This is a genomic window from Amycolatopsis sp. lyj-23, from assembly GCF_046549135.1.
GTDB lineage: Bacteria > Actinomycetota > Actinomycetes > Mycobacteriales > Pseudonocardiaceae > Amycolatopsis.
In genome coordinates this window covers 37745-64086 of the sequence record NZ_JAJPWN010000031.1, presented here as the reverse complement: position 1 = coordinate 64086, position 26342 = coordinate 37745, and the positions used below count along the sequence as shown (strand labels likewise).

Annotated in this window: 24 protein-coding genes and 1 pseudogene; 13 read left to right on the top strand and 12 right to left on the bottom strand. The window is 70.9% G+C overall.

What is annotated here, in order from left to right; all coding sequences use genetic code 11:
• Window positions 1-101 precede the first annotated feature (101 nt).
• From ccrA to ACLJPY_RS48240, 4 genes are all read left to right on the top strand, one after another.
• Window positions 102-1442: a crotonyl-CoA carboxylase/reductase gene (ccrA, locus tag ACLJPY_RS48255; protein WP_410597739.1), complete on the top strand. Its 1341-nt coding sequence runs from the start codon at window positions 102-104 to the stop codon at window positions 1440-1442.
• Between the two features lie 189 nt (window positions 1443-1631).
• The gene (locus ACLJPY_RS48250) at window positions 1632-2858 is read left to right on the top strand and encodes a chromosome segregation protein (RefSeq protein ID WP_410597750.1); all 1227 of its coding nucleotides are present in this window, start codon (window positions 1632-1634) and stop codon (window positions 2856-2858) included.
• 93 nt (window positions 2859-2951) lie between these two features.
• On the top strand, window positions 2952-3404 hold the full coding sequence (locus ACLJPY_RS48245) for a universal stress protein (protein WP_354808118.1): 453 nt from the start codon (window positions 2952-2954) through the stop codon (window positions 3402-3404).
• 1 nt (window position 3405) lies between these two features.
• On the top strand, window positions 3406-4542 hold the full coding sequence (locus tag ACLJPY_RS48240) for an adenylate/guanylate cyclase domain-containing protein (protein ID WP_410597738.1): 1137 nt from the start codon (window positions 3406-3408) through the stop codon (window positions 4540-4542).
• 24 nt (window positions 4543-4566) lie between these two features.
• On the opposite strand, the pseudogene ACLJPY_RS48235 reads toward ACLJPY_RS48240, so the two are convergent.
• The 7 genes and pseudogenes from ACLJPY_RS48235 to paaZ all read right to left on the bottom strand — a co-directional run.
• Window positions 4567-4644, bottom strand: a pseudogene (locus ACLJPY_RS48235) (pentapeptide repeat-containing protein); the annotation flags it as partial.
• Window positions 4645-4771: 127 nt separating this feature from the next.
• Window positions 4772-5824, bottom strand: a complete 1053-nt coding sequence (paaE, locus tag ACLJPY_RS48230) for a 1,2-phenylacetyl-CoA epoxidase subunit PaaE (protein WP_410597737.1) — start codon at window positions 5822-5824, stop codon at window positions 4772-4774.
• Window positions 5825-6313, bottom strand: a complete 489-nt coding sequence (paaD, locus tag ACLJPY_RS48225; RefSeq protein ID WP_410597736.1) for a 1,2-phenylacetyl-CoA epoxidase subunit PaaD — start codon at window positions 6311-6313, stop codon at window positions 5825-5827. It lies immediately after the preceding gene.
• Window positions 6307-7164, bottom strand: coding sequence for a 1,2-phenylacetyl-CoA epoxidase subunit PaaC (paaC, locus tag ACLJPY_RS48220; RefSeq protein ID WP_410597735.1), 858 nt, complete (start codon window positions 7162-7164; stop codon window positions 6307-6309). The genes paaD and paaC overlap by 7 nt, the downstream gene beginning before the upstream one ends.
• Entirely contained in the window at window positions 7161-7427 is a 267-nt protein-coding gene (gene paaB / locus ACLJPY_RS48215) for a 1,2-phenylacetyl-CoA epoxidase subunit PaaB (RefSeq protein ID WP_410597749.1), read from the bottom strand. The genes paaC and paaB overlap by 4 nt, the downstream gene beginning before the upstream one ends.
• Before the next feature lie 86 nt (window positions 7428-7513).
• Window positions 7514-8446 (bottom strand): 1,2-phenylacetyl-CoA epoxidase subunit PaaA, encoded by a 933-nt coding sequence (paaA, locus tag ACLJPY_RS48210; protein ID WP_410597734.1) that lies wholly within the window; start codon window positions 8444-8446, stop codon window positions 7514-7516.
• A complete protein-coding gene (gene paaZ, locus ACLJPY_RS48205) occupies window positions 8443-10473 on the bottom strand; it encodes a phenylacetic acid degradation bifunctional protein PaaZ (protein ID WP_410597733.1) in 2031 nt (676 codons plus the stop codon). Before paaZ ends, paaA begins: the two co-directional genes overlap by 4 nt.
• A 165-nt stretch (window positions 10474-10638) precedes the next feature.
• On the opposite strand from paaZ, the gene paaI reads away from it, so the two are divergent.
• The 3 genes from paaI to ACLJPY_RS48190 are packed head-to-tail and all read left to right on the top strand — an operon-like array spanning window position 10639 to window position 12913.
• Window positions 10639-11055 (top strand): hydroxyphenylacetyl-CoA thioesterase PaaI, encoded by a 417-nt coding sequence (paaI, locus tag ACLJPY_RS48200; protein ID WP_410597732.1) that lies wholly within the window; start codon window positions 10639-10641, stop codon window positions 11053-11055.
• A complete protein-coding gene (gene paaK, locus ACLJPY_RS48195) occupies window positions 11052-12329 on the top strand; it encodes a phenylacetate--CoA ligase PaaK (RefSeq protein WP_410597731.1) in 1278 nt (425 codons plus the stop codon). The genes paaI and paaK overlap by 4 nt, the downstream gene beginning before the upstream one ends.
• On the top strand, window positions 12326-12913 hold the full coding sequence (locus ACLJPY_RS48190; RefSeq protein WP_410597730.1) for a TetR/AcrR family transcriptional regulator: 588 nt from the start codon (window positions 12326-12328) through the stop codon (window positions 12911-12913). Before paaK ends, ACLJPY_RS48190 begins: the two co-directional genes overlap by 4 nt.
• 128 nt (window positions 12914-13041) lie before the next feature.
• Here ACLJPY_RS48190 and ACLJPY_RS48185 read toward each other — a convergent pair whose 3' ends face one another.
• Window positions 13042-13353: a hypothetical protein gene (locus ACLJPY_RS48185; protein ID WP_410597729.1), complete on the bottom strand. Its 312-nt coding sequence runs from the start codon at window positions 13351-13353 to the stop codon at window positions 13042-13044.
• A 192-nt stretch (window positions 13354-13545) separates the two neighbouring features.
• Between ACLJPY_RS48185 and ACLJPY_RS48180 the strand changes: the two genes are divergently transcribed.
• Window positions 13546-14217 carry a TetR/AcrR family transcriptional regulator gene (locus ACLJPY_RS48180; RefSeq protein ID WP_410597728.1) on the top strand — a complete coding sequence of 224 codons (672 nt, stop codon included), beginning with the start codon at window positions 13546-13548 and terminating at the stop codon, window positions 14215-14217.
• Here ACLJPY_RS48180 and ACLJPY_RS48175 read toward each other — a convergent pair.
• Window positions 14138-15193: an AraC family transcriptional regulator gene (locus ACLJPY_RS48175; RefSeq protein WP_410597727.1), complete on the bottom strand. Its 1056-nt coding sequence runs from the start codon at window positions 15191-15193 to the stop codon at window positions 14138-14140. The two genes, ACLJPY_RS48180 and ACLJPY_RS48175, sit on opposite strands and share 80 nt — an antisense overlap.
• Before the next feature lie 80 nt (window positions 15194-15273).
• On the opposite strand from ACLJPY_RS48175, the gene ACLJPY_RS48170 reads away from it, so the two are divergent.
• The 3 genes from ACLJPY_RS48170 to ACLJPY_RS48160 all read left to right on the top strand — a co-directional run bounded on the left by ACLJPY_RS48170 (window position 15274) and on the right by ACLJPY_RS48160 (window position 19559).
• Window positions 15274-16368 carry a winged helix DNA-binding domain-containing protein gene (locus ACLJPY_RS48170; protein WP_410597726.1) on the top strand — a complete coding sequence of 365 codons (1095 nt, stop codon included), beginning with the start codon at window positions 15274-15276 and terminating at the stop codon, window positions 16366-16368.
• Between the two features lie 75 nt (window positions 16369-16443).
• Window positions 16444-17907, top strand: coding sequence for a flavin-containing monooxygenase (locus ACLJPY_RS48165; RefSeq protein WP_410597725.1), 1464 nt, complete (start codon window positions 16444-16446; stop codon window positions 17905-17907).
• Window positions 17907-19559 (top strand): GMC oxidoreductase, encoded by a 1653-nt coding sequence (locus ACLJPY_RS48160; protein ID WP_410597724.1) that lies wholly within the window; start codon window positions 17907-17909, stop codon window positions 19557-19559. The genes ACLJPY_RS48165 and ACLJPY_RS48160 overlap by 1 nt, the downstream gene beginning before the upstream one ends.
• Window positions 19560-19606: 47 nt before the next feature.
• Here the strand turns inward: ACLJPY_RS48160 and ACLJPY_RS48155 are convergent, their stop codons facing one another.
• On the bottom strand, window positions 19607-21088 hold the full coding sequence (locus tag ACLJPY_RS48155; protein ID WP_410597723.1) for a chitinase: 1482 nt from the start codon (window positions 21086-21088) through the stop codon (window positions 19607-19609).
• A 154-nt stretch (window positions 21089-21242) separates the two neighbouring features.
• On the opposite strand from ACLJPY_RS48155, the gene ACLJPY_RS48150 reads away from it, so the two are divergent.
• Entirely contained in the window at window positions 21243-23624 is a 2382-nt protein-coding gene (locus tag ACLJPY_RS48150) for a Tex family protein (protein WP_410597722.1), read from the top strand.
• A gap of 78 nt (window positions 23625-23702) precedes the next feature.
• Here ACLJPY_RS48150 and ACLJPY_RS48145 read toward each other — a convergent pair whose 3' ends face one another.
• Window positions 23703-23993, bottom strand: a complete 291-nt coding sequence (locus tag ACLJPY_RS48145) for a hypothetical protein (RefSeq protein ID WP_410597721.1) — start codon at window positions 23991-23993, stop codon at window positions 23703-23705.
• A 215-nt stretch (window positions 23994-24208) separates the two neighbouring features.
• Between ACLJPY_RS48145 and ACLJPY_RS48140 the strand changes: the two genes are divergently transcribed.
• The gene (locus ACLJPY_RS48140; RefSeq protein ID WP_410597720.1) at window positions 24209-24511 is read left to right on the top strand and encodes a hypothetical protein; all 303 of its coding nucleotides are present in this window, start codon (window positions 24209-24211) and stop codon (window positions 24509-24511) included.
• A gap of 252 nt (window positions 24512-24763) precedes the next feature.
• On the opposite strand, the gene ACLJPY_RS48135 is transcribed toward ACLJPY_RS48140, so the two are convergent.
• Entirely contained in the window at window positions 24764-25693 is a 930-nt protein-coding gene (locus tag ACLJPY_RS48135) for a hypothetical protein (RefSeq protein ID WP_410597719.1), read from the bottom strand.
• Window positions 25694-26342: the final 649 nt, after the last annotated feature.

Here is a 26342-nt window from a genome sequence, read left to right as displayed (position 1 = left end):
TCGGCGTGTAATCGTGCTGTCCGTCTCGTACAGTTGTGGACGCGTGTTACCCGCGAGTAATTTCTGCCGCCAACGCATCCCCCATCTCCGCGGAGGAACCGATGACGCAGCTCGGCGAGATCCAGCAGGCCATCCTGACCGGCGAGTCCGCCGCGGTCGGCTCGTTGCCCGTGCCCGAGAGCTACCGCGGAGTAACCGTGCGCGCCGACGAGGTCGATATGTTCGAGGGCCTCGAGAGCCGGGACAAGGACCCCCGCAAGTCGCTGCACGTGGACGACGTCCCCGTCCCCGAGCTGGGGCCGGGCGAGGCGCTCGTCGCGGTGATGGCGAGCGCAATCAACTACAACACCGTGTGGACGTCGATCTTCGAGCCGATCCCCACCTTCAAGTTCCTCAAGAAGTACGGGAAGCTCTCGCCGCTGGCCAAGCGGCACGACCTGCCGTACCACGTCGTCGGCTCGGACCTGTCCGGTGTCGTGCTGCGGACCGGCGTCGGCGTGCACAACTGGAAGCCGGGCGACGAGGTCGTCGCGCACTGCCTGAACGTCGAGCTCGAGGGCCCGGACGGGCACAACGACACGATGCTCGACACCGAGCAGCGGATCTGGGGCTTCGAGACGAACTTCGGCGGCCTCGCCGAGATCGCCCTGGTCAAGGCCAACCAGCTGATGCCGAAGCCGGACCACCTGACCTGGGAAGAGGCCGCCTCCCCCGGGCTGGTCAACTCGACGGCCTACCGCCAGCTCGTCTCGCGCAACGGCGCCGACATGAAGCAGGGTGACGTCGTCCTGATCTGGGGCGCTTCGGGCGGCCTCGGCTCCTACGCGACGCAGTACGCGCTCAACGGCGGCGCCATTCCCGTGTGCGTCGTGTCCAGCCCGGAGAAGGCGGCGATCTGCCGCAAGCTCGGCGCCGAGCTGATCATCGACCGCAGCGCCGAGGGCTACAAGTTCTGGAAGAACGACGACGAGCAGGACCCGAAGGAGTGGCAGCGCTTCGGGGCGCGGATCCGCGAGCTGACCGGCGGCGAGGACCCGGACATCGTCTTCGAGCACCCCGGCCGGGAGACCTTCGGCGCGTCCGTCTACGCCGCGCGCAAGGGCGGCACGATCGTCACCTGCGCCTCGACCTCCGGGTACCTGCACCAGTACGACAACCGCTACCTCTGGATGAACCTCAAGCGGATCATCGGCTCCCACTTCGCCAACTACCGCGAGTCCTGGGAGGCGAACCGGCTGATCGCGAAGGGCCTGATCCACCCGACCCTGTCGAAGACGTACGCGCTCGAGGAGACCGGGCAGGCCGCGCTGGACGTCCACCGCAACGCCCACCAGGGCAAGGTCGGCGTGCTCGCGCTCGCCCCGCAGGAAGGCCTCGGCGTCCGCGACGAGGAGAAGCGCGCGAAGCACCTCGACGCGATCAACGCGTTCCGCGGCGCCTGAGCCGGGCCGTGACGACGCCGGGAGCCCGCTCGCTCCCGGCGTCGGGAATGCCCGGAGAACCACCGGTTTCCGGTGCTTCCTTTCGCCGCGGCGAACGGCGCGCTGGGCGCACCGCCCGGGTGCTCACCCTTCCGTGACCGGACTCCGGCTACGGTAGGCCCCATGAGCCTTGGCGATGAACGGGAGCTTGTGCCGCTGGGAGCCGGCTTCGACGTGGCGAAGCGCGGGTACAGCCGAGCGCAGGTCGACGAGCACCTCGAACGGCTGGACGCCGATCTGAAGATGCTCACCGCGGATCGGGACGCCGCCATCGCGCAGGCGGGCGACCTCGCCCGCCAGCTGGAGATCGCGCGCGGCGAGATCGCGGACCTGCGCGGGCAGGTCGACCGGCTCGCGCAGCCGCCGACGAGCGTCGAAGGCCTCTCCGAACGGCTGCAGCGGATGCTGCGCCTGGCGCAGGACGAGTCGGCCGACACGCGCGCCCGCGCCGAAGCCGAGGCCGGGCACATCCGGGCCAAGGCCGAGACGGACGCGAGCGCCATGCGCGCCCGCTACGAGCAGCTGCTCACCGAGCTCGACCTGCGGCGCAAGGAGATGGAAGCCGAGCACCGCAAGGTCCTCGAAGACGCCCGCGCGCAGGCCAAGAAGATCACCGACGAGGCCGAGGCGGAGCGCAAGCGGCTCGACACCGAGTCGCAGGAGCGCCGCACCAAGGTCGAAGAGGACTTCGAGATCGCGATGGCCTCACGCCGCACCGAGGCGATGCGGGTGCTGGCCGAGCAGGAGGCGGCGAGCAAGGCCGAGGCCGCGCGGCGCGTCCAGGAGGCCACGCAGGACGCCGCCGACATCCGCGCGAAGGTCCTCGAAGAGGAGAAAGCCGCGAAGGCCGACATCGACCGCCGTCAGCGGGAGTCGGTCGCCGAGGCGAACAAGCGCCGTCAGGACTCGATCACCGAGGCCAACGCCCGGCTCGCGGAGGCCGCCGACGAGGCGCGGCGCCGCGTGACGGCGGCCACGGAGGAGTCGAACCGCCGGATCACCCAGGCCAACGAGCGCGTCGACGCGCTGCGGAAGGTCCGCGGCGGCCTCGCCGAGCAGGTGCGCGCGGCGCGGGCGGTGCTGGCCGAGGCGCACACCGTCCTCGGCGACGACGTCAAGGTGCCCGCCGACGTCAAGGCCGACCTGGTGGCGGACGAGAAGCCCGCCGGGACCGAGGAGACCGTCCGGGTCCCCGACGTCGAAGAAACGATCCGGATCCGCGCCTCCGACGTGCCGAAGCCGAAGCCCGCAGCCAAGCCCGCCGCGGTCAAGGCCGCGCCCGCAGTGTCACCCAAAGCGGCCCCCGCAGTGTCACCCAAAGCGGCGCCGAAGCCGGCTCCGCGGGCAAGCGGAGCGCAGAAAGCGACTGGCGAGTAACCTTCCACCCGACACGGGCGCGGACGAGCCTGCGTGGTCGGTACCGACCGGCTATCGTCCCTGCTCACGCGGGATCACCTGGAGGTTTTGCGCATGGGTGCGGCATATCGGACCGTGGTGGTGGGCACGGACGGCTCGGAGTCCTCGTTCGCGGCGGTGGACCGCGCGGCGGCGGTGGCCGGCGACGCGGGCGCCACGCTCGTCATCGCGTGTGCGTTCTACCCGGCGAGCCAGTCCGACGTTGACAAGGCTCAGGACGCCCTCGGCGACGAGGCGTACCAAGTCGTCGGCTCGGCCCCGGCCGAAGACACGCTGCAGTCGGCGCGCGACCGGGCGGCACGCGCGGGCGCGGAGAAGATCGACACCGTCGCGGTGAAGGGCGACCCGGTCGACTCGCTGCGCAAGGTGGTCAAGGAGCGCGAGGCCGACCTGCTGGTGGTCGGCAACCGCGGGCTGAACACGATCGCCGGCCGGATCCTGGGCTCGGTGCCGTCGGAGGTGGCCCGCAAGTCCGGCGTGGACGTGCTGATCGTCCACACGACCTGACGTGACGGATCCGAGCGAGGAACTGCAGCAGCGGCTCGAACGCGTCCTGCTCGGCGGCCGGCGCAAGTACACCCGGCTCGAGGTGGCGGAGAAGGCCGGCGTGCCCGACGAGCGGTCACGCCGGCTCTGGCGCGCGCTGGGCTTCGCGACCGTCCGTGACGACGAGGTGGTCTTCACCGACGCCGACGTCGAGGCGATGCGGACGGCCGACCAGCTGGTCCAGTCGGGCCTGATCGACCCCAGCATCGAGGTGTCGGTGACGCGCGCGCTCGGTCAGCACCTGTCGCGGCTGGCCGAGTGGCAGGTCGACATGCTGTGGCAGCTCATCCGTGAGCAGCCGGAGCTGGCCCGCAGCGAGCGCCAGGTCACCCGCCTGGTCGACCGGCTGCTGCCGGACCTGGAGCGCGTGCAGAACTTCGTCTGGCGCCGCCACCTGGCGGCGTACGCGGGGCGTGCGTTCGCGGCTTCGGACGAGCACCTGGAGACCCGCACCGAGGTGGTCGGGTTCGTCGACATGGTCGGCTACACGCGGCTGACGCGCCAGATCGGCGAAGACGAGTTGAGCCGGGTGCTCGACAGTTTCGAGACGCTGGCCACGGAGGTGATCGCCGAGCACCACGGCCGGGTGGTCAAGATGATCGGCGACGAGGTTCTGTTCGTGGCGGACGCCCCGGTCGACGCGGCCGAGATAGCCCTGACGCTGACCGAGCGCACATCGGCGGACGAGACGCTGCCGGCGGTCCGCGCGGGCATGGCGTCGGGCCGCATCCTGTCCCGCTTCGGCGACGTGTACGGCTCGGTGGTCAACCTGGCGGCCCGCCTGACGTCGGTGGCCCGCCCGGGCACGATCCTGGTCGACCGCGAGCTGGCGGCCGAGCTGGCCGAGGAGAAGGCGTACGAGCTGCGCGCCCGCCGCCCGGTGACGGTCCGCGGCTACAACCGCCTCCGCCCGTCGGCACTGCGCCGGGCGAGCGAGGCCCCGACGGGCATGTTCGCGAGTTCGCAACAGCTGGCGGCGGAAATGCTGGGCCTGACGGACCCGGCCGCCCGCACGGCGGCGCCGGAAACCTCGCCGGAGGAGCAGGTGACGGAGGTCCCGGACCCGAGAACCCGCCGCCGGCGGCGCCGAGGACGCTGACGGCCGCGGCACAGCCCCCGCCAGCACAGCCCCCGCCAGCACAGCCCCCGCCAGCACAGCCCCCGCCAGCACAGCCCCCGCCAGCACAGCCCCCGCCAGCACAGCCCCCGCCACTCCCAGGGGGGCGTCCCCAAGTCCATTCTATCGGCGGCCACCGACAGGGCCCGTCGAAAAGCCCTCGGCAGCCCTGGTTGTCCACAAGCCGACCGCTCTGTGGACAACCAATCCCTCAGGCGTCGAAGTCCACTGTCAAAGTGTCCGAGACCGGGTACGACTGGCACGTCAGCACGAAGCCCGCCTCGACCTCCGCCTCCTCCAGCGCGAAGTTGCGCCGCAGGTCCACCTTGCCCTCCGTCACCTTCGCGCGGCACGTTCCGCACACCCCGCCCTTGCAGGCGAACGGCAGGTCCGGGCGGAACTTCTGCGCCCCGTCCAACACCGACGACGCGCGGGGCAACGTCATCGGCGTCGAGCGGCCGTCCAGGACCACCGAAACCTCCGAGGACTCCCCCGCCACCTCCGGATCCAGGTGCTCCAGCGGCGCCGGCGGCGTGTCCACGTAGAACAGCTCCTGGTGGACCTTCGAAGAAGGCACGCCCAGCGACGTCAGCAGTTCCTGCGCACCCGACACCATCTCGAACGGGCCGCACAGCCACCAGTGGTCCACCGACGACACCGGCACCAGCGAAGAAAACAGCGTCCGCAGCTTCGGGACGTCCAAGCGGCCCGTGAACAGCTCCGCTTCGCGCGGCTCGCGCGAAAGCACGTGGATCAGCTCCAGCCGTGACGGGGCGCTGTCCTTGAGGTCCGCCAGCTCGTCCGCGAACATCACCGTGTCCGTGCGGCGGTTGCCGTACAGCACCGTCACCGTCGCCGTCGACGACTGCAGCAGCGATGACGCGATCGACAGGACCGGTGTGATGCCCGAGCCCGCCGCGATCAGGACGTGGTGGCCGCCTTCGGTGAGGTCCGGGGTGAACGACCCCGTCGGCGGGGCCACCTCGATCGTGTCGCCCGCGCGGACCTCGTTCACCAGCCAGGACGAGAAGTACCCGTCCGGGACCAACCGCACGCCCACCCTCGGGGCCGCGCCCGCCGGGGCGCAGATCGAGTACGAGCGGCGCTCGTCGCGGCCGTCGATCGAGCGCCGCAGCGTCAGCGACTGGCCCGGCTTGAACGCGTATTCCGAAGCCAGCGACGCCGGCACGTCGAACGTCACCGCGACCGCGTCGTCGCACAGCCGCTCGACCCCGGACACCTTCAGCGAGTTGAACCGCGCCACCTAGATCTCCTTGACGTGTTCGAACGGCTCCAGACACGACCGGCAGCGCCGCAGCGCCTTACACGCCGTTGCGCCGAACCGGGACTGCTCTTCGGTGTCCGCGGAACCGCAGTGCGGGCAGCGCACCCGCGAAACCGGCGCCGACAGCGTCAGCGGGATCGGGCCCGTGCGCCGCGGCGCCGCACCCGGTGGGGCGATCCCGGCTTCGGCGAGCTTGCGGCGGCCCGACGGCGAAATCCAGTCCGACGTCCACGCCGGCGACAGCTGCGTCCGGATTTCGACGTCCGCGAAACCCGCCGAAACCAGGGCGTGCTCCAGGTCGTCGCGCATGGTGTCCATCGCCGGGCAGCCCGTGTACGTCGGCGTGATCGCGACGACCACGCGGCCTGCTGACTCGGACACCGAGCGCAGGACGCCGAGGTCCGCCAAGGTCAGCATCGGCAGCTCGGGGTCGGTGACCGTGGCGGCCACGGCCGCGGCGGTCACCATTTCGCGTCCGGCATCGCCCGGGCGACGCTCTGCAGCTCCGCCAGCAGGAACCCGAAAGACTCGGTGTGGACGCCGTCGCGGCCCGTCCGGCCCGAGACGCCGGCGAGCTCGCCCGACGACGGCCGCACCAGCGTCGACGCGGAAAGCGCCTGGTCCAGCACCGCGTCGAACTCCGGGCGCAGCGAGGCCGCGTCCACGAACTCCACCGGGTGCGTGCGGAACAGCTCCCCCACGTACGGCCAGACCTCGTCCAGGCCCTCCTGCATCCGCGAGTGCGACAACGGCGTCCCGTCACCGAGGCGGACCAGCCACTGCGCCGCGTAGTCGCGGTGGTAGGTCACTTCCTTGACGCCCTTGTCCGCGATGGCCGCCAACACCGGGTCCACTGAGGACACCAGCCGCTGCAGCAGCGCCAGCCGCCACGTCGAGAACACGAACAAGCGCGCGATCAGGTGCCCGAAGTGACCGCCGCCCAGCTCCGCGAGCCGGACGTTGCGGAACTCGTTCTCGGCGCGAAGGAAAGCGAAGGAGTCCTCCGTGCGCGACGAGCCGTCGGCCTTGCCGGCGCGGGCGAGCAGCAGCCGCGCCTGGCCCAGCAGGTCGAGGGCGATGTTCGCGATCGCGACCTCGTCCTCCAGCTCGGGCGCGTTCGTGCACCACTCCTGCAGCCGGTGGGAGAAGATCAGCGCGTCGTCGCCCAGCATCAGGCAGTAGGCGGCCAGGGACGCACCGTCCACACCGGACGGTACCGAAGTGTCCACTCCGGACAGCGGGTCCTCGAAGCCGGTGCCGAACGCCCAGCGGGCGTCGTTCTCCTCGGTCAGCGACTCGTAGACGTTGTCGAAACTCATATGTGCGGCACCTCCTCGGGGATGTCGTAGAACGTCGGGTGCCGGTAGACCTTGTCGCCGCTGGGCGCGAAGAACGGGTCCTTCTCGTCCGGCGACGATGCCGTGATGTCCGCCGCGCGCACGACCCAGATCGACACGCCTTCGTTGCGGCGCGTGTAGAGGTCGCGCGCGTGGTGCAGCGCCATCTGGTCGTCGGCCGCGTGCAGTGACCCGACGTGCACGTGGTTGAGCCCGCGCTTGCCGCGGACGAACACCTCGTACAGCGGCCAGTCGTGCTTGACCGGGCCCGGAGCCGCGGGGACGCCTTCGAGGGGGACGGCGCCGTGGCCGCCTTCGGCCGTCAGGTCGGTCACTTGCGCTCCTTCTTCCCGGCGTGCGCGACGGCGGCTTCCCGCACCCACGCGCCGTCTTCGTGCGCCCGCCGGCGGTGGGCGACCCGCTGCGCGTTGCAGGGCCCGTTGCCCTTCAGCACGTTCTTGAACTCGTCCCAGTCGACCGCGCCGAAGTCGTAGTGCCCACGCTCTGAGTTCCACTTCAGTTCCGGGTCCGGGAACGTGACACCCAACGCCGAAGCCTGCGGAACCGACATGTCGACGAACCGCTGCCGCAGCTCGTCGTTCGTGTGGCGCTTGATCTTCCACGCCATCGACTGCGCGGTGTTCGGCGAGTCGGCGTCCGGCGGGCCGAACATCATCAGCGACGGCCACCACCAGCGGTTCACCGCCTCCTGGACCATTTCGCGCTGCTGCGGCGTCCCGCGCATCATCGTCATCAGCAGCTCGTAGCCCTGCCGCTGGTGGAAGGACTCCTCCTTGCAGATCCGGATCATCGCCCGCGCGTACGGCCCGTACGACGACCGGCACAGCGGCACCTGGTTGCAGATCGCCGCGCCGTCGACCAGCCAGCCGATCACGCCGACGTCGGCGAAGGTCAGCGTCGGGTAGTTGAAGATCGACGAGTACTTCTGCCTGCCGTTGATCAGCTTGTCGGTCAGGTCCGCCCGGTCCGCGCCCAGCGTCGCCGCCGCGGAGTAGAGGTAGAGGCCGTGGCCGGCTTCGTCCTGGACCTTGGCCAGCAGGATCGCCTTGCGCCGCAGCGACGGCGCCCGCGTGATCCAGTTGCCTTCCGGCTGCATGCCGATGATCTCCGAGTGCGCGTGCTGCGCGATCTGCCGGATCATCGTCTTGCGGTAGCCCTCGGGCACCCAGTCGCGCGGCTCGATCCGCTGGTCGCGCTCGATGGTGTGCTCGAAGTGTTCTTCGAGGGACACGGTGGCGGTCACGGCTGCTCCTTCGCGACGAGCGTCAGGACGTCGTACTTGGCGACGGACTCGCCCTCGGCGTTGGTGACGTCGGCGTCCCAGCGGACCTCGCCGTAGTCCTGGTCGATCCGCGGGGTGATCTGCTTCGCGGTCAGCGTCACCGTCAGCGAGTCGCCGACCTTGACCGGGGTCAGGAAGCGCAGGTTCTCCAGGCCGTAGTTGGCCAGCACCGGGCCCGGCTCGGGCGAGACGAACAACCCGGCCGCGAACGAGACGACCAGGTAGCCGTGCGCGACGATCCCGCCGAACAGCGGGTTCGCGGCCGCTGCTTCGGGGTCGGTGTGCGCGTAGAACGTGTCGCCGGTGAACTCGGCGAAGTGGTCGACGTCCTCCTGGGAAACAACACGCGGCCCGGCGACGACCGAGTCGCCGGTGCGCAGCTCGGCCAGGGACTTCCGGAACGGGTGGACGTCGCCTTCGGTCCGCGGCGCGCCGGTGACCCAGCGGCCGGTCACCGCCGAAAGCACGGCGGGCGAGCCCTGGACCGCGGTGCGCTGCATGTGGTGCAGCACGCCCCGGATGCCGCCCATCTCCTCGCCGCCGCCCGCGCGGCCCGGGCCGCCGTGGACCAGCTGCGGCATCGGCGAACCGTGCCCGGTGGACTCCTTCGCGTCCTCGGCGTCCAGCACCAGCAGGCGGCCATGGTACGGCGCCGCGCCGAGGACGACCTCGCGCACGAACTCCTTGTCCGCGCTGACCACCGACCCGGCCAGGCTGCCGCCGCCGCGGGCGGCGAAGTCGACGACCTGCTCGGTGGACGTGTACGGCATCAGCGTCGAGACCGGCCCGAACGCCTCGACCTCGTGCGGCTCGGAGCGCTCGGGGTCGGCCTTGAGCAGCACCGGCGAGATGAAGGCGCCGCGCTCGGCGTCGGCGTCCACGACATCGACCTTCTCCGGGTCGCCGAAGACGACGCTCCCGGCGTCCAGCAGCGCCTTCAGCGACCGCCGGACCTCCTCGCGCTGTTCCAGGCTGGCCAGCGCGCCCATCCGGACGCCCTCGGACGCCGGGTTGCCGACCGTCACCTTCGCGAGCCGCTCCGACGCGGCCGCGGCGACGTCGTCGAGCAGTTCGGCGGGGACGAACGCGCGGCGGATCGCGGTGCACTTCTGCCCCGCCTTGACCGTCATTTCGGTGGTCAGCTGCTTGACGAACAGGTCGAACTCGGTGGTCCCGCGCACCGCGTCCGGGCCGAGGATCGAGCAGTTCAGCGAGTCGGCCTCGGCGTTGAACCGAACGGCGTGGCGGATGATCGCCGGGTGCGTCCGCAGCTTCTGCGCGGTCGACGCCGACCCGGTGAAGGACACCAGGTCCTGCGCGGTGACGTGGTCGAGGAGGTCGCCGACGCTGCCCGCGACGAACTGCAGCGAGCCTTCGGGCAGGATGCCGGACTCGATGATCAGCTCGACCAGCCGCGCGGTCAGGTACGCCGTCGAGCTCGCCGGCTTGACCAGGCTCGGGACCCCGGCGAGGAACGCGGGCGCGAACTTCTCGAGCGGTCCCCACACCGGGAAGTTGAACGCGTTGATCTGGACGGCGACGCCCCGCAGCGGGGTCGCGATGTGCTGCGCGACGAACGTGCCGCCGCGGCTGAGCGGCTCGACGTTGCCCTCGACGTAGACGGTGTCGTTCGGCAGCTCGCGCTTGCCCTTGGAGCCGTAGCTGAACAGGACGCCGATGCCGCCGTCGATGTCGAACTTCGAGTCGCCGAGGGTGGCGCCCGTGCGCGCGGAGAGCGCGTACAGCTCTTCGCGGTGTTCACGCAGGTGCGAGGCCAGCGCCTTGAGCAGGGCCGCACGCTGGTGGAACGTCAGCTCGCGCAGGGCCGGGCCGCCGACCGTGCGGCCGTACTCGAGGGCGGCTCCGAAGTCGACGCCCTTCGAGGAGATCCGGGCGACCTCCTCGCCGGTGGCCGCGTCGTGCAGCGGGACGCCCTCGTCCGCCGCCGTGTGCCAGCTCCCGGAGACGTAGCTGCGCAGCAGTGCCATCAGGTCCCTCTCGCCGAATTACCTACCGGACGTTCAGTTAATCGCATGGTAGCCGCCGAACCCGAAGATCGGAAGGGGCGACGCTTGACACCGGCCCCGACCACTGCCTTTACTGGGCGGCACCGCGAGGTGACCGTCCATTCGGTCAGTGGGGACGGAGGGTGCATGACCAACGCCGCGCACACCATGTTCGCCGCCGACGAGGCGTCGCGCGCCTTGGGCATCGAACTCGTCGAAGCCGCTGACGGGCGGGCCGTGGCGGCCATGACGATCACGCGCGAGATGGTCAACGGCCACGACATCGCCCACGGCGGGTACGTCTTCCTGCTGGCCGACACGGCCTTCGCGCTCGCCTGCAACAGCCACGGCCCCGCGACGGTCGCCGCGGGCGCCGACATCTCCTTCGTCGCGGCCGGCCGGCTCGGCGACCACCTCGTCGCGACGGCCACCGAGCGCACCCGCTACGGCCGCAACGGCATCTACGACGTCACGGTGCACCGGGAGACCCCCGCGGGGCCCGAGGTCGTCGCCGAATTCCGCGGCCGCAGCCGCGCTCTTCCCGCGAAACGAGGCGAGGCATGATCGAGACGGACATCGGCGCCGACGAGCTGGCCGCGCTCCAGCTGGAACGTCTGCAGTGGACACTCCGGCACGCGTACGCGAACGTGCCGGCGTACACGCGCAAGTTCGACGAGGCCGGCGTCCACCCGGACGACTGCAAGGAACTGGCCGACCTGGCCAAGTTCCCGTTCACGACCAAGCAGGACCTGCGCGAGAACTACCCGTTCGGGATGTTCGCCGTGCCGCAGGAGCAGGTCCGGCGCATCCACGCCTCCAGCGGCACCACCGGCAAGGCCACCGTCGTCGGGTACACCGAGCAGGACATCGACACGTGGGCGACGGTGATGGCCCGCTCGATCCACGCCGCGGGCGGGCGTCCCGGGCACAAGGTGCACGTCGCCTACGGCTACGGGCTGTTCACCGGCGGGCTCGGCGCGCACTACGGCGCCGAGAAGCTGGGTTGCACGGTGATCCCGGCGTCCGGTGGGATGACCGCGCGGCAGGTGCAGCTGATCACCGACTTCCGGCCCGAGATCATCATGGTCACGCCGTCGTACATGCTGACGCTGCTCGACGAGTTCGAGCGCCAAGGTGTGGACCCGCGGTCCTCCTCGCTGAAAGTCGGCATCTTCGGCGCCGAGCCGTGGACCGAGCAGATGCGCGCCGAGATCGAGGAGCGGTTCGCCCTCGACGCCGTCGACATCTACGGGCTGTCGGAGGTGATGGGCCCGGGCGTCGCGCAGGAGTGCGTCGAGACGAAGGACGGCCTGCACATCTGGGAGGACCACTTCTACCCCGAGGTGATCGACCCGTACTCCGAGGAGGTCCTGGGCGGCGGCGAGACCGGCGAGCTGGTGTTCACGTCGCTGACCAAGCAGGCGCTGCCGATCATCCGCTACCGCACCCGGGATCTGACCGAACTGAACCCGGGCACCGCGCGACCGGCGTTCCGGCGGATGGCCAAGGTCACCGGGCGCACCGACGACCTGATCATCCTGCGCGGGGTCAACGTCTTCCCGACGCAGATCGAGGAGATCGTGCTGCGCACGGCAGGGCTGAGCCCGCACTTCCAGCTCGTCCGGTCCACGCGGGGGCGGCTCGACCACCTGACCGTCCGGGTCGAGGCGCGCCACGACGCCACGGCCGGGGACCGCGAAAGTGCGGTGGCCTCGCTGATCAGCGGCGTCAAGGACGGCGTCGGCGTGACCGTCTCGGTGGACGTCGTCGACCCGGACACCCTGGAGCGGTCCATGGGCAAGATGCGGCGGATCGTCGACCAGCGGGAGAAGCCGTGACCACCCCTCGCCGCGGACGGCCCGGCTACGACCTCGAATCGCTGCTGCAGGTAGCGGTGAAGCTGTTCAACGAGCGCGGTTACGACGGCACGAGCATGGAGGACCTCTCCCGCAAGCTCGGCATCACGAAGTCGGCGATCTACCACCACGTGCCCAGCAAGGAGGAACTGCTGCGGCTGGCGGTGGACCGGGCGCTGGACGGGCTGTTCGAGGTGGCCGCGTCGACCGACCAGCTGGACGGGCGCGCGATCGACCGGCTGGAGCACCTGGTCCGCGGCAGCGTGCTGGTGCTGGCCGACCGGCTGCCGTTCGTGACGCTGCTCTTGCGCGTGCGTGGCAACACGAAGGTGGAGCGGGCGGCGCTGACCCGCCGCCGCGAGTTCGACCGGCTGGTGACGGACCTGGTGAAGCAGGCCGAGGCGGAGGGCGACCTCCGGCCGGACGTCGACCCGTCGGTGACCGCCCGGCTGATCTTCGGCATGGTGAACTCGCTGATCGAGTGGTACCGCCCGCGCCGGGGCTCCTCGGCGGCGGAGGTCGCGGACGCGGTGTGCAAGGTGGCCTTCGAGGGCCTCCGCACCTGAGCCACCTCCACCCAAGCTCAAGCGCCCCAAGGCGGCCTTGGTTGCGTCTTACGCACCGAAGGCCGCCTTGGGTGCGTCATCCATGCCCACCGCCACCCTCAACGGAGGCGACATCGGGGGCGGCCGGGTCACTCCTCCGCGGTCTGCGGCGGCCGGCCCGCCTGCCACAGCAACGCTTCCCGCAGCTGGCCGATCAACTGCTCGTCGTCCGCTTCGGACGGGTCCGTGCCCAGCGGGATCCAGCGCTCGGACACCTTCTCGCCCCGGTCGTAGCCGGAAATCACGATGCCCGAGTAGGACAGTGAGCCTTCGTCCGCGCAGTCGCCGTCCGGAAGGGGCTCGTCCGCTTCGAAGCCTTCGTCGAAGCTGACGTGGCGATGCTGCAGGCGGACGCTCACCCAGCGTCCGGCCGGCCGGATCGGCGCGCCTTCTTCGTCCATCTGCTCCTACCCCCGGTCCGGGCCCCCTGCCGTCTCGTCGCATCCGGGTGCCGGGGAGTTACCGGCGGGTTGTTCCGGTTTCGTAACGACAACCACCGGTGCGAAACACCGCTTGCCCGCCATGGGAGGCACTTCTTGACAGTCGGTCAACTGCTTGTTGACAGCGTGCCGCTCCCCCGCGAGGCTGAGTGGATGACCAGTGGGACGCGGCCCCGGCGCCGCCGGCTGGAACCGGCCGAGCGGCGCGCGGAGATCCTCGCCGCCGCCCGGCGCCTGTTCGGCGCGGGCAGCTACGCCTCGGTGTCCACTTCGGACATCGCCGAGGCCGCCGGGGTGGCGCGCCCGCTGATCAACCACTACTTCGGCGGCAAGCGCGAGCTGTACCTGGAAGTGGTGCGGCAGATGATGATCGTGCCCGCGCCGGTGACCGAAGCGCTGCCGGACACCACGATGGAGCAGCGGCTGGCGATCGGCGTGCAGCGGTGGATCGAGGTCGTGGACCGCAACCGCGACGCGTGGCTGACCGTGATCGGGCCGGAGGCGGCCGGGCGTGACCCCGAGATCGAGCGGATCATGCTGGAGGCCGACGAAATCGCTGCCGACCGGGTGCTGGAGGCCGCGCTGATGACCGGCGTGACCGAGGGCCGCGAAGAGCTGCGCGCGATGATCCGCTCGTTCGGCGGGATGCTGCGGGCGGCGTCGCGGGAGTGGCTGATCCGCGGCACGCTCGACCGCGAAGCGCTGCGGACCTTCCTCACCGAATCGCTGCTCAACCTGCTGAAGCTCACCTACCCGGCGGTCCTCGCCGGGCGGAGCGGAACCGGCGGGCGAACGCGGCAGGCGTCATCCCGGTCCAGCGCTTGAACGCGTGGATGAAGCTCGACGCCTCGGCGTACCCGAGCCGGTAGGCGACGTCCTCGACCGACAGCACGCCGGTGTCGAGCAGTTCCTCGGCGAGTGCCTGGCGGACCTCGTCGACCAGTGCCCGGTAGCTCGTGCCGGCTTCGGTCAGGCGACGGCGCAGGGTGCGCGTGCTGAGCGTGAGCTGGCGGGCGATCTCGTCCATCCCGGCGTCCACCCCGCCGAGCCGGACCAGGCGTTCCCGGACCTGCTGCGAGATCCCTGACCGCTGCCGCCGTCGCGTGACCAGCGCTTCGCACTGGGCGGCGCACAAGGCGACGGTCTGGTCGTTGGCCTGCGGCAGCGGCCGGCCGAGCAGGGCCGGGTCGAGCGCCGCCCGGCAGGCGTCGGCGCCGAAGCGCGGCAACAGTCCGAACGCGGCCCGGTAGTCCTCCGGCGTGGCGGTCTCGTGCCGGAAGGTCAGCTCGTCCAGCGCGATCTCGGGCAGGAGGTCGCGCAGCACGGCGAAGATGGCGGCCAGGTCGCGCAGCAGGAGGAAGCGGGCGACGTCGGCGGGCACGCGGCTGTCGTCGAGCTCCAGCGTCAGCCGGTCGGCGGTGAGGACGACGTGCGGGATGCAGAAGGCGAAGCTGAGGTCGAAGTAGCGGAGCGCGAACAGCATCGCGTCGCGCAACGTCGGGCTGCTGATGCAGGCGAACCCGAAGATGCCGAACGTGGTGACGCGGTAGCGGCGGCCCAGCTCGAGCGCCGCCGCGTCCGAACCGTCCAGCTGGGCCAGCGCCCGGACGACGGCCAGTTCCTGGCGCGCGTCGACCTGGACGGCCGGGTCGGCGAGCAGCTCCGGCGTCAGGGTGGTGCCGGCCAGCAGCCGGCTCGCAGGCAGGCCGCGGCCGGCGGCGAACCGGGTCATCAGCTCGATGCTCGCGGTGCCGCGCGGGAAGTCCCAGTCCCGGACGGCGGGCGCGGCAAGCTCGGCCATGGCCGGAATTCTGGATCACGGCCGGAGAACGTGTCCAATCGAGGACCGGAGCTGTCCTGGATGATCGTTAAGGTGACGGCGTGGAGACGTTGAGCCGCCGGGCCCTGAACCGGGCCACGCTGGAGCGCCAGCTGCTGCTGCGCCGGGCCGAGATGTCCGCGTACGACGCCGTCGCGCACCTCGCCGGGCTCCAGGCCCAGGCGCCGTTCCCGCCGTACTTCGGGTTGTGGTCGCGGCTGGCCGGGTTCCGGCCGGCGGACCTGGCGGAGCTGCTGGAGAGCCGGCGCGTGGTCCGGATCGCGCTGATGCGCGGCACGGTCCACCTGGTGACGGCGGCGGACGCGCTGGCGTGGCGGCCGGTGGTCCAGGTGCTCTACGACCGTGATCTCAAGCAGAACACCCTGCACGCCGCCGCGTTGGCCGGGCTCGACCACGCTGCGGTCGCTTCGGCGGCCCGCGAGCTGCTGGCGACGTCGGCGTTGTCCAGCACAGCACTGGGTGCGGAGCTGGCGCGCACCTGGGACGTCCCGGCGGCGTCCCTGACCCACCTGGCCCGCGGCCGGTTGCCACTGGTCCAGGTGCCGCCGCGCGCGATCTGGGGCAAGGCCGGGCAGACGACGTACGCGTGTCTGGAGGAGTGGGTGGGCGCGCCCCTGTCGCCACCTTCGCCCGCTTCGCTGATCTCGCGGTACCTGCGCGCGTTCGGCCCGGCGACGGTGGCGGACGTCCAGACGTGGGCGGGCATCACGCGCCTGGGCGAGGTGGCTTCTTCGATGGACCTGCGGCGTTACCGCGACCCGGACGGCCGCGAGCTGCTGGACCTGCCGGAGCTGACGGTGCCGGACGAGGACGTTCCGGCGCCGCCGCGGCTGCTGGGGCCGTTCGACCAGACGATCCTGTCCTACGCGGACCGGACGCGGGTGATCTCCGACGCCTACCGCAAGCGGGTGATCTCGCAGAACGGGCTGGTCAAGGGCACGCTCATGGTGGACGGCCAGGTGTGCGGCTGGCGGGAGATCAAGGCGACGAAGAAGGCGGCGGTGATTTCACTGTCACCGTTCGAGAAGCTGCCGAAGAGGGTGCTGGCGGCCCTGGAGAAGTCGGCGGGCGAGCTGGTCGAGTGGGCCGAGGCGGGCGCGGAGACGCACGACGTGCACGTCCGTCCGCCGGAGTGAGGCTGGCCGGAAATCTCGATTGAGTGACCGTTCGTGGCCTGTTGTCACAGGCGTCCGGTGCGTAGTTTTTTCCGCATGAGCAGTGCGGCGAAGGGGCCATCGGTGCTGATCGTGGGCACCGGATTCGGCGGCATCGGAACGGCCATCGAGCTGAAGCGGGCGGGGTTCACCGGCTTCACGATCCTGGAGAGCGCCGCCGAACCCGGCGGCGTCTGGCGGGACAACACCTACCCGGGCGCCGCCTGCGACATCCCGTCGCCGCTGTACTCCTTCTCCTTCGAGCCCAACCCGCGGTGGCCCAAGCGGTTCTCCCACCAGCCCGACATTCTCGCCTACCTGCGGCGCGTCATCGCGAAGTACGGCCTCGAGCCGCACATCCGGTACCGCACCGAGGTCACCGGGGCCGCCTTCGACGAAGAGCGCGGCCTCTGGCGCGTCGAGACGCGGGGCGGGGAGACGTTCGAGGCGAACGTCTTCGTGCCCGCCGTCGGGCAGCTGTCGCGGCCGGTGCTGCCGGACATCCCGAACCGTGAGAGCTTCGCCGGCGCCGCCTTCCACTCCGCCCGGTGGGACCACGACGTCGACCTGGCCGGCAAGCGCGTCGCCGTCATCGGGACCGGGGCCAGCGCCGTCCAGTTCGTGCCCGAGCTGCGCAAACGTGCGCAGCACGTGACCGTCTTCCAGCGCACGCCGCCGTACGTCCTGGCGAAGTCCGACCCGAGCTACCGGCGGTGGCAGCACTGGCTGTTCGAGCACCTGCCGCCGACCCAGCTGCTCGGCCGGCTGCGGATCTTCCTGCTCGCCGAGTACGCCACCTACGCGATGACGCGCCACCCGGTGCTGGCGAAGATGTTCGAGCTGCGGACCGCGCAACTCCGCCGTCGCCACATCCCCGACCGCGAGCTGCGCGCGAAGCTGACGCCGTCCTACCCGCTGGGCTGCAAGCGGATCCTGTTCACCAACGACTACCTGCCCGCGCTGGCGCAGCCGGACGTCGACGTCGAGACGCGCCGGATCCGCGAGATCACCGAGAAGGGCGTGCGGGTCGAGGACGGGACGGAGATCGAGGCCGACGTCCTGGTCTACGGGACCGGGTTCGCGGCGACGGAGTTCCTGCACCGGATGGACGTGCGCGGCCTCGGCGGGCGGTCGCTGCAGGAGGAGTGGTCCGGCGGTGCGCGGGCGTACCTCGGCATGACCGTGCCCGGTTTTCCCAACCTGTTCTGCGTCTACGGGCCGAACACGAACCTCGGCGCCGGGTCCATCATCTACATGATCGAACGGCAGGCGCGCTACATCCGGCAGGCGGTGGAGAGGCTCGCACGGCCCGGTCTGTCCTATGTGGACGTCCGGCCGGAGGTCGAGGACGCCTACGACCGCGAGGTGCAGCGGCGGCTGGGGCACAGCGTGTGGAGCGCGTGCACGAGCTGGTACCGCCAGGCCGACGGCCGGGTGACGACCAACTGGCCGGGCCTGGTCACCGAGTACGACCGCCGGACCCGGCGCTTCGATCTCGCCGACTACCGGGTGGTCGCCTGATGGACTACGACGTCCTGGTGATCGGTTCGGGGTTCGGCGGCAGCGTCACGGCGTTGCGGCTGACCGAGAAGGGCTACCGCGTCGGCGTGCTGGAGGCCGGGCGGCGGTTCGCCGACGACGAGTTCGCGAAGACGTCGTGGCGGCTGCGGAAGTACCTGTGGGCGCCCGCGCTCGGCTGCTTCGGGATCCAGCGGCTGACGCTGCTGAAGAACACGTTCGTGATGAGCGGCGCCGGCGTCGGCGGCGGCTCGCTGGTGTACGCGAACACGCTGTACGAGCCGCCGGACGGCTTCTACGCCGACCCGCAGTGGGCGCACATCACGGACTGGAAGGACGAGCTCGCGCCGTACTACGACCAGGCGAAGCGGATGCTCGGCGTGGTCGAGAACCCCGCGACGACCCCGGCGGACGAGGTGCTCCGGTCGGTCGCCGACGACATGGGCATCGGGCACACGTACCGCCGCACCCCGGTCGGCGTCTACTTCGGACAGTCCGGGGTGGACCCGTTCTTCGGCGGCGCGGGTCCGGCGCGCACCGCCTGCACGCTGTGCGGCGAGTGCATGACCGGGTGCCGCGTCGGGGCGAAGAACACGACGGTGAAGAACTACCTGTACCTGGCCGAGCAGGCGGGTGCGGTGGTGCACCCGCTGACGACGGCGGTGTCGGTGCGGCCGGTCGACGGCGGCTACGCGGTCGGCACGCGGCGGACGGGCGGCCGTTCGCGCCGGACGTTCACGGCCTTGCAGGTGGTGTTCTCGGCGGCGGCGCTGGGGACGCAGCGGCTGCTGCACCGCATGCGCGACACGGGGACGCTGCCCGCGTTGTCCCCCCGGCTCGGCCTGCTGGCCCGCACGAACTCCGAAGCCGTCCTGGCGGCGCGGTCACTGCGCCCGGACGCGGACTACACGCGCGGGGTGGCGATCACGTCGTCGATCCACCCGGACGCGGTGACGCACGTGGAGCCGGTGCGCTACGGCCGCGGCAGCAACCTGATGGGCCTGCTGGCGACGGTGCTGGTGGACGCGGCCCCGGGCCGCCGGCGCTGGGTGCTGGGGCTGCGGGAGTTGTGGCGCGCCCGCCGCGACCTGCTGCGGATCCACAACCCGCGGCACTGGTCGGAGCGGATGATCGGGCTGCTGGTGATGCAGACACTGGACAACTCGGTGACGACGTACACGAAACGGGGGCTCTTCGGTCGCCGGATGACCACGCGCCAGGGTGCGGGTGCCCCTTCGCCGGACTGGATCCCGGCGGGCCACGAGGTCACCCGCCGGGTGGCGGAGAAAATCGACGGCCTTCCGCAGGGCGCGTGGACGGACATGGCGAACATCCCGATCACGGGCCACTTCATCGGCGGCTGCGCGATCGGGGATGCACCGGAAACGGGGGTGGTGGACCCGTACCAGCGGCTGTACGGGCATCCGGGACTGCACGTGGTGGACGGCTCGGCGATCTCGGCCAACCTGGGCGTGAACCCGTCGTTGACGATCACGGCCCAGGCGGAGCGCGCGATGGCGTTCTGGCCGAACCGCGGGGAGCCGGACCCGCGGCCGGCGTCGGGTTCGCCGTACCGGCGGGTGGCGCCGGTGCCGCCGAAGAACCCGGTGGTCCCGCCGACGGCCCCGGGCGCCCTGCGGCTGCCCCTGGCGTGAAGCGGCCCTCCCGGACCGCGCCGCCGGGAGGGCCACTCAGCTCACGGTTACGGCAGGCCCGCGAGGCCCGACGAAACCGTGTTGGCGAACGCGTACCCCTGCGACGCGTCCCAGTTGATCGACCACGTCATCGCGCCGCGGATCGTCGGGTACGTCGTCGACGGCTTGAAGCTGCCGCACGAAGTCCCGCGGGCCAGGCAGTTCAGCGCCGATACCGTGTTGGCCGGGGCCTGGTAGCCGCCGCCCGCGGCCTGCGGAGAGGCCGGGAGGCCGAGGCCGACCTGGTCCGCGCGCAGGCCGCCCTGCAGTTGGATGCAGGCCAGCGCCGTCAGGAAGTCGACCGTGCCCTGGGAGTAGACGTTGCCGTTGCAGCCGTTCATCGAGCCGGAGTTGTAGTACTGCATGTTGACGATCGTCAGGATGTCCTTGATGTTCAGCGCGAGCTGGAAGTAGCCGCCCTGCGTGGACTGCATGTCGATCGTCTGCGGCGCCATCGTGATGACCTTGCCGCCGCCGTTGTAGATGCTCCGCAGCGCCTGGCCCATGTACGTGGCGTTGATGCCGTTCTCCAGGTCGATGTCGACGCCGTCGAAGCCGTAGTTCGCGATCAGTGTCTTGACGCTGTTCGCGAAGTTGTTCGCCGACGTCGAGTCCGCGACGCTGATCGTGCCGTTCTGGCCGCCGACCGAGATGATCACCTTCTGGCCGCGCGCCTGCACCGTCTTGATGTCGGCCTTGAACTGGGCATCCGTGTAGCCGCCGAGCTGCGAAGACAGGCCCGAGTCGAGCGTGAAGCTCACCGCGCCGGGCGTACCGGTGGCGTCCGCGAACGACACCGCGATGATGTTGTACGTCGTCGGGACGTCGGCGAGCTTCAGTGCCTTGGCGCCGTTGTAGAAGTTCTGCCAGTAACCCGTCAGGACGTGCTTCGGCAAGTTGCCCTGCGTGGGCGGCGTCGTCGTGGTCGTCGTCGGCGGAGTGGTGGTCGTCGTCGGCGGCGTGGTCGAGGTGGTGGGCGTCGTCGGCGTGGTCGTCGGCGGGGTGCCCGGGCCGTCGAGGCTGACGTCGTCGGCGTAGTAGGTCGGCTGGCCGTACCAGCCGTGCAGGTAGACCGTCAGCGACGTGCTCGAGCCGGTCGTGAAACTGATCGACAACTGCTGGTAGCCACTGGTGCCCGGCGTCCACGTGCTGGTCGTCGCGGAACCGGAAACGCCCAGGTAGACGTAGCTGCCCTGGACCCAGGCCGACAGCTTGTAGGCCGTGTTCGCCGAGACGGTGAGCGTCTGGGAGCACTGCCCGTTGTCCGACGACGTCGGCGTCACGCTCAGGGCCTTGCTCCCGCCGTGCACCGGGGTGCCGACCACGGCCGGCGCGGAGGTGCACGTCCAGCCCGTGGCGCCGGCTTCGAAGCCGGGGTTGGCCAGGATGTTCGCCGCCGCGGCGTTGCCGGCGAGCACGAACGTCACGCCGAGACAGAGCGTGACCACGGAAAGCAGAGAAAGCAGAGCGAAACGAACCTTGGGGACCACGGGACCTCCACAGCACTCGTGAGGCAGGTCACCACAAAGTGGACTAGACCAATCTCGTTGTCAAGGTGCTCGATGCCAGCCCCATCCGAAAGTCGGGGCGGCGGAAACGGCAGAATGTGACGATCGGATCCAGGTCAATCGGGAGCGTGTTGCCGTGAGCGTGTCGGTCGAGCAGAAGATCGCCGAAGAACTGGGCGTGCGCGAAGGGCAGGTCAAGGCCGCTGTCGAGCTGCTCGACGGCGGGTCGACCGTGCCGTTCATCGCGCGCTACCGCAAGGAAGTCACCGGCATGCTCGACGACGCGCAGCTGCGCACGCTCGAGGAGCGCCTGCGCTACCTGCGGGAACTCGACGAGCGCCGGCTCGCCGTGCTCGAGTCCATCCGCAGCCAGGGCAAGCTCGACGACGCCCTGGAGGCGTCGATCCTGGCCGCGGACACGAAGTCGCGGCTGGAGGACATCTACCTCCCCTACAAGCCGAAGCGCCGCACGAAGGCGATGATCGCGCGCGAAGCGGGTCTCGAGCCGCTGGCCGACGGTCTCCTGAACGACCCTTCGACGGATCCGCAGGCCGCGGCGGCGGTGTTCGTCGACGCGGACAAGGGCGTCGCGGACACGCAGGCGGCCCTCGACGGCGCCCGCGCGATCCTCGTCGAGCGCTTCGCCGAGGACGCCGACCTCATCGGTGACCTGCGGGAGAAGATGTGGGGCCAGGGCCACCTGGTGGCCAAGGTCCGCGCCGGCAAGGAGGAGGAAGGGGCGAAGTTCTCCGACTACTTCGACTTCTCCGAGCCGTACACCAAACTCCCCTCGCACCGCATCCTGGCGATGCTGCGCGGCGAGAAGGAGGAGGTCCTCGACCTCACGATGGCCCCGGACGAGCCCAGCGACGAGCCGCAGGTCGGCCCGACGGAGTACGAGCAGCGCATCGCCGCGAAGTTCGGCATCAGCCAGCAGGGGCGGCCGGGCGACAAGTGGCTCGGCGACACCGTCCGCTGGGCGTGGCGCACCAAGATCCTTCTCCACCTGGGCATCGACCTGCGGATGCGGCTGCGCCAGGCGGCCGAAGACGACGCCGTGCGCGTCTTCGCGGCCAACCTGCGCGACCTGCTGCTGGCCGCGCCGGCCGGCACCCGCGCCACCATGGGCCTGGACCCGGGCTTCCGCACCGGCGTCAAGGTGGCCGTCGTGGACGCGACCGGCAAGGTCGTCGACACCCACGTGATCTACCCGCACCAGCCGGCCAACAAGTGGGACCAGTCGATCGCCGAGCTCGCGGCCCTGTGCGCGCGGCACAAGGTGGAACTGATCTCGATCGGCAACGGCACGGCGTCGCGCGAGACCGACAAGCTCGCCGTCGAACTGATCAAGAAGCACCCGGAACTGAAGCTGACGAAGGCCGTGGTCTCCGAGGCCGGCGCTTCGGTGTATTCGGCGTCGGCGTTCGCTTCGCAGGAACTGCCGAACATGGACGTGTCGCTGCGCGGCGCGGTCTCGATCGCCCGCCGGCTGCAGGACCCGCTGGCCGAGCTGGTCAAGATCGACCCGAAGTCGATCGGGGTCGGGCAGTACCAGCACGACCTGTCCGAGGTTTCGCTGTCGCGTTCGCTGGACGCGGTGGTCGAGGACTGCGTGAACGCGGTCGGCGTGGACGTCAACACGGCGTCGGCGCCGCTGCTGACCCGGGTCTCGGGCATCACGACGGGCCTCGCGGAGAACATCGTCGCCCACCGCGACACGAACGGGCCGTTCCGGTCCCGGACGGCGCTGAAGGAGGTCGCGCGGCTCGGCCCGAAGGCGTTCGAGCAGTGCGCGGGCTTCCTGCGCATCCCGGACGGCGACGACCCGCTCGACTCGTCCTCGGTGCACCCGGAGGCGTACCCGGTGGTCCGCCGGATCCTGTCGAAGACCGGCACCGACATCCGGGCACTGATCGGCAACACGCGCACGCTGTCCTCGCTGCGCCCGGCCGACTTCGTCGACGACACGTTCGGCCTCCCGACGGTGACGGACATCCTGTCCGAGCTCGACAAGCCGGGCCGCGACCCCCGCCCGGCGTTCAAGACGGCGACGTTCGCCGAGGGCGTGGACAAGATCTCCGACCTCAAGCCGGGCATGCGCCTGGAGGGCGTGGTGACCAACGTGGCGGCGTTCGGCGCGTTCATCGACGTGGGCGTGCACCAGGACGGCCTGGCCCACGTTTCGGCGCTGTCGAAGAACTTCGTGAAGGACCCGCGCGAGGTCGTGAAGCCCGGGGACATCGTGAAGGTGAAGGTGCTGGACGTGGACGTCCCCCGCAAGCGCATCTCCCTGACGTTGCGCCTGGACGACGAGCCGGGCGCGGCCGCGGCCAACCGCGGCGGCGAGCGCCGGGACCGGGGCCAGGGCGGCGGCGGCCAGCGCCGCGGTGGTAGCGGCGCTGCCGGTGGTGGCGGCGGCGACCGGCGCGGCGGTAGCGGTGGCGGCGGCCGGGATCGCGGCGGCAACGCGAGCGGGTCGATGGCCGACGCACTGCGCCGGGCAGGCTTCGGCAAGTAGGACTTCGCCGCCGGCCGAGGCGGGTCACCTCCGGGTGACCCGCCTTTTCCGGCGCGACAGTGCCGCGGGTCCCGGCGCCTACGCCGAACGGCAGTTGTCCCGCGCCGCCCGCCCGGCGTCCGGGACCTGCGCCAGGCACCGGACGCACGGCATGCCCGCGATGTGGTCGAGCAACTCCGTCGCCTCGCGGGCCAGCGGGTCGCCGCACAGGGTTTCCAGCACCGGTGGAGCCGGCCGGTCGTCGGGCAGGACAACGAGGTGCACCTGCCGGTCACGTTCGCCCGCCCGCCGCCCGTCCGCGCGCGGCACCCCGAGCCGGATGCGGGCGGCGACGAAAGAGCAGTTCCTTTTGTGGCGTTCGGAAGGCATCACGTGGTCCGTTCGTCGTTTGTGGGCCACCCCATAGGGGCGCAACTGTTCCCAGGTTGCAGCGGAGATGCGATACTGAGCGGCGCGGGACCGGCCGGGTGCTGACCGGGTGTTCCGGCCCCGCGCCGCGGTTCTTCCACAAGAGGGGCCGGATTCAGCCGATCAGGTGCGGAGCCTGATCAGCGAGGGCGGCCAGCAGGATGAGCAGGGGCGTCGTGAACACCAAGATCACGACACACCCGGCCCTGCTGGCCTCCCTTTTCCGATGTTTACCACACATTCTTTCTCCTCTCTTCTTTCCGGCCGCTTTCGCAGCCCTGCGGCTCCTCCTCGCGGAGAAGCCCCGGCGCGCCGGGGTCATCGATACCCGGCCCCACCACGGGTTTTGCGCTCCCCGTCGAGCACCGCGCGACGCCGCGCCGCACGCCGGCGACCGGCGCCACGCGACGGCCGCCGACCGGAAACCGGCCGATTCTGCGCGCACAGCACACCTCCAGGAACGTTTCGGTTTTTGCTGAGCAAGGCGACGCTTCCGAGCCTAACCGGCAATCAATGCGCCGGGAAACCAGTTCGCGGCCAACGGTCGATGCTCGCGACGACCGGTATCCGGCTCGACAAGTGGAACTTATGTGACCGATGAGTTCCTTTCAGTTCCGAAAATCGGAACTGAACCGGAAACTGTTCTTCAACTGATCGGCAACTGAACGAATCCCGCCGCATTGCCGCACTTCTTCAGTTCCCGTTCACTTTCCCCGCCCGGTCGCCGGGGGTCACCCGAGCGACGGGCGGGATTCGGGCGGGTCGGCGGTGATGACCGTGCGCAGCTGCTCGGCGATCAGTTGCCGGATGGTGTCGGTGGCCGCGCCCGGGTACTTCTCGCGCAGCAGCTGTTCGAGCAGGCTCCGCTGCCGCTGGTTCTCCGACCGCAGCTTCCAGTTCGCGAGCTGGTGCGCGTTGAGCGACTCCCTCAGCGTCTCGGCCCGCTCGTCGAGGCGGCGGGCCGCTCCGGCGACCGCCAGCATGACCTTCCGCAGCGCCGCCGGGTCGTCGATCGGGTGGACGGCCGCGCGAAGCGGTCTCGGGGCCACGGGCCGCGGCGCCGGCCCTTCGGCGGGTACCGACGGAACGCGCGGGCCGGGGACCAGCGGCTGGGTTGCCGGCCCCCGCCCGTCCGGGCCGGGCGCCGCGGCCGGGTCCGCCCAGCCGTCGACGATCATCTCCACGGTGACGACCGGTTCCCCGATCCACGACGGCACCGAGAACGGCCCGTCGTAGCCGGGCACCGGCCGCTCCCAGCCGACACTCCGCGCGAAGAGAGCCGCCGCCTGGCCCAGCACCAGGTCCCGGCGAGCCGGCGGCACCGCGACACCCACGATCTCGGCGATCCGCTCCCACGGCGGCGGCGTGGCCGCGCTCCGGCCGATCGACTTGGCCAGCAGGTGCAGGAGCGCGTCTTCGGACTTGCCGGCACACCAGTGCCGGTCCCGGTCCCCGAAGGCTTCGACGAGGCGCCGCCGCGTCCGGGCGAGCGTCCCCCGCTCATCGGCCAGTGCGACGAGCAGGAACAGCACCAGCTTGCGCTCGTCGAGGGTCAGCGGCGACTTCTTCGCCGGGGTGTCGAAGGCGTCGGTCGAAGGGACCTGCCCCAATGCCGTGCGCCCCCTGATCCGCGGCCCTCGCCGCGCTTCGTGGCGGCTCATCGCGTCGCCCCGGAGTCCCGGCGCACCGGCACCCCGAGCCGGCGCGCCCACGAGGCACCGCCGTTCCGGTGCGAGCCCGCGGAGATCGTCGCCGACGGGCCGCCCCGGAAAGGGAGCCCGCCGGCCGGCCACGCCGTCACCCGGTCGTCGCTTCGGGTCGCGCCGGCGCCGGTCGCGGCGGCGGAACGGTGAATCGCATGTCGTGCACTCCGGTGGAAAAAGGGATGAAGCCCGGTACGGAAATCAAGCTAGCCGGACCGCGACGACGGTGCGCCGGTCCGGTGCCGACGTCCGGCGCACGAATTCCGGACCGTTCCCATCACCCGGATGACGCAGAGTGTCACACCTTCGCGACAGTTGCCTGCGCAACCCACCGGCGATCTTTTACTCTGCGTACCACCGTTGGACGGCCGGGCTCAGCCCAACGGCCTAGCGAAAATTGCGCCGTCGCCGGGGATGGGAGCCACCGCCGGATATTCCAGGTTCCGGTCGGAATATGCAGCGGGCGCGCGCCGACCCGGCCCGGCGCCCGTTCGCGACCGCGCCCGGCGTCCGTCAACAGTCCACCACAGCCAGCAATCCGGACAAAATCGGGACATCTGGCGAAGGGCAGGGCCGGAAGAGCGCGCCGACGACGAGCCCCTGCAGG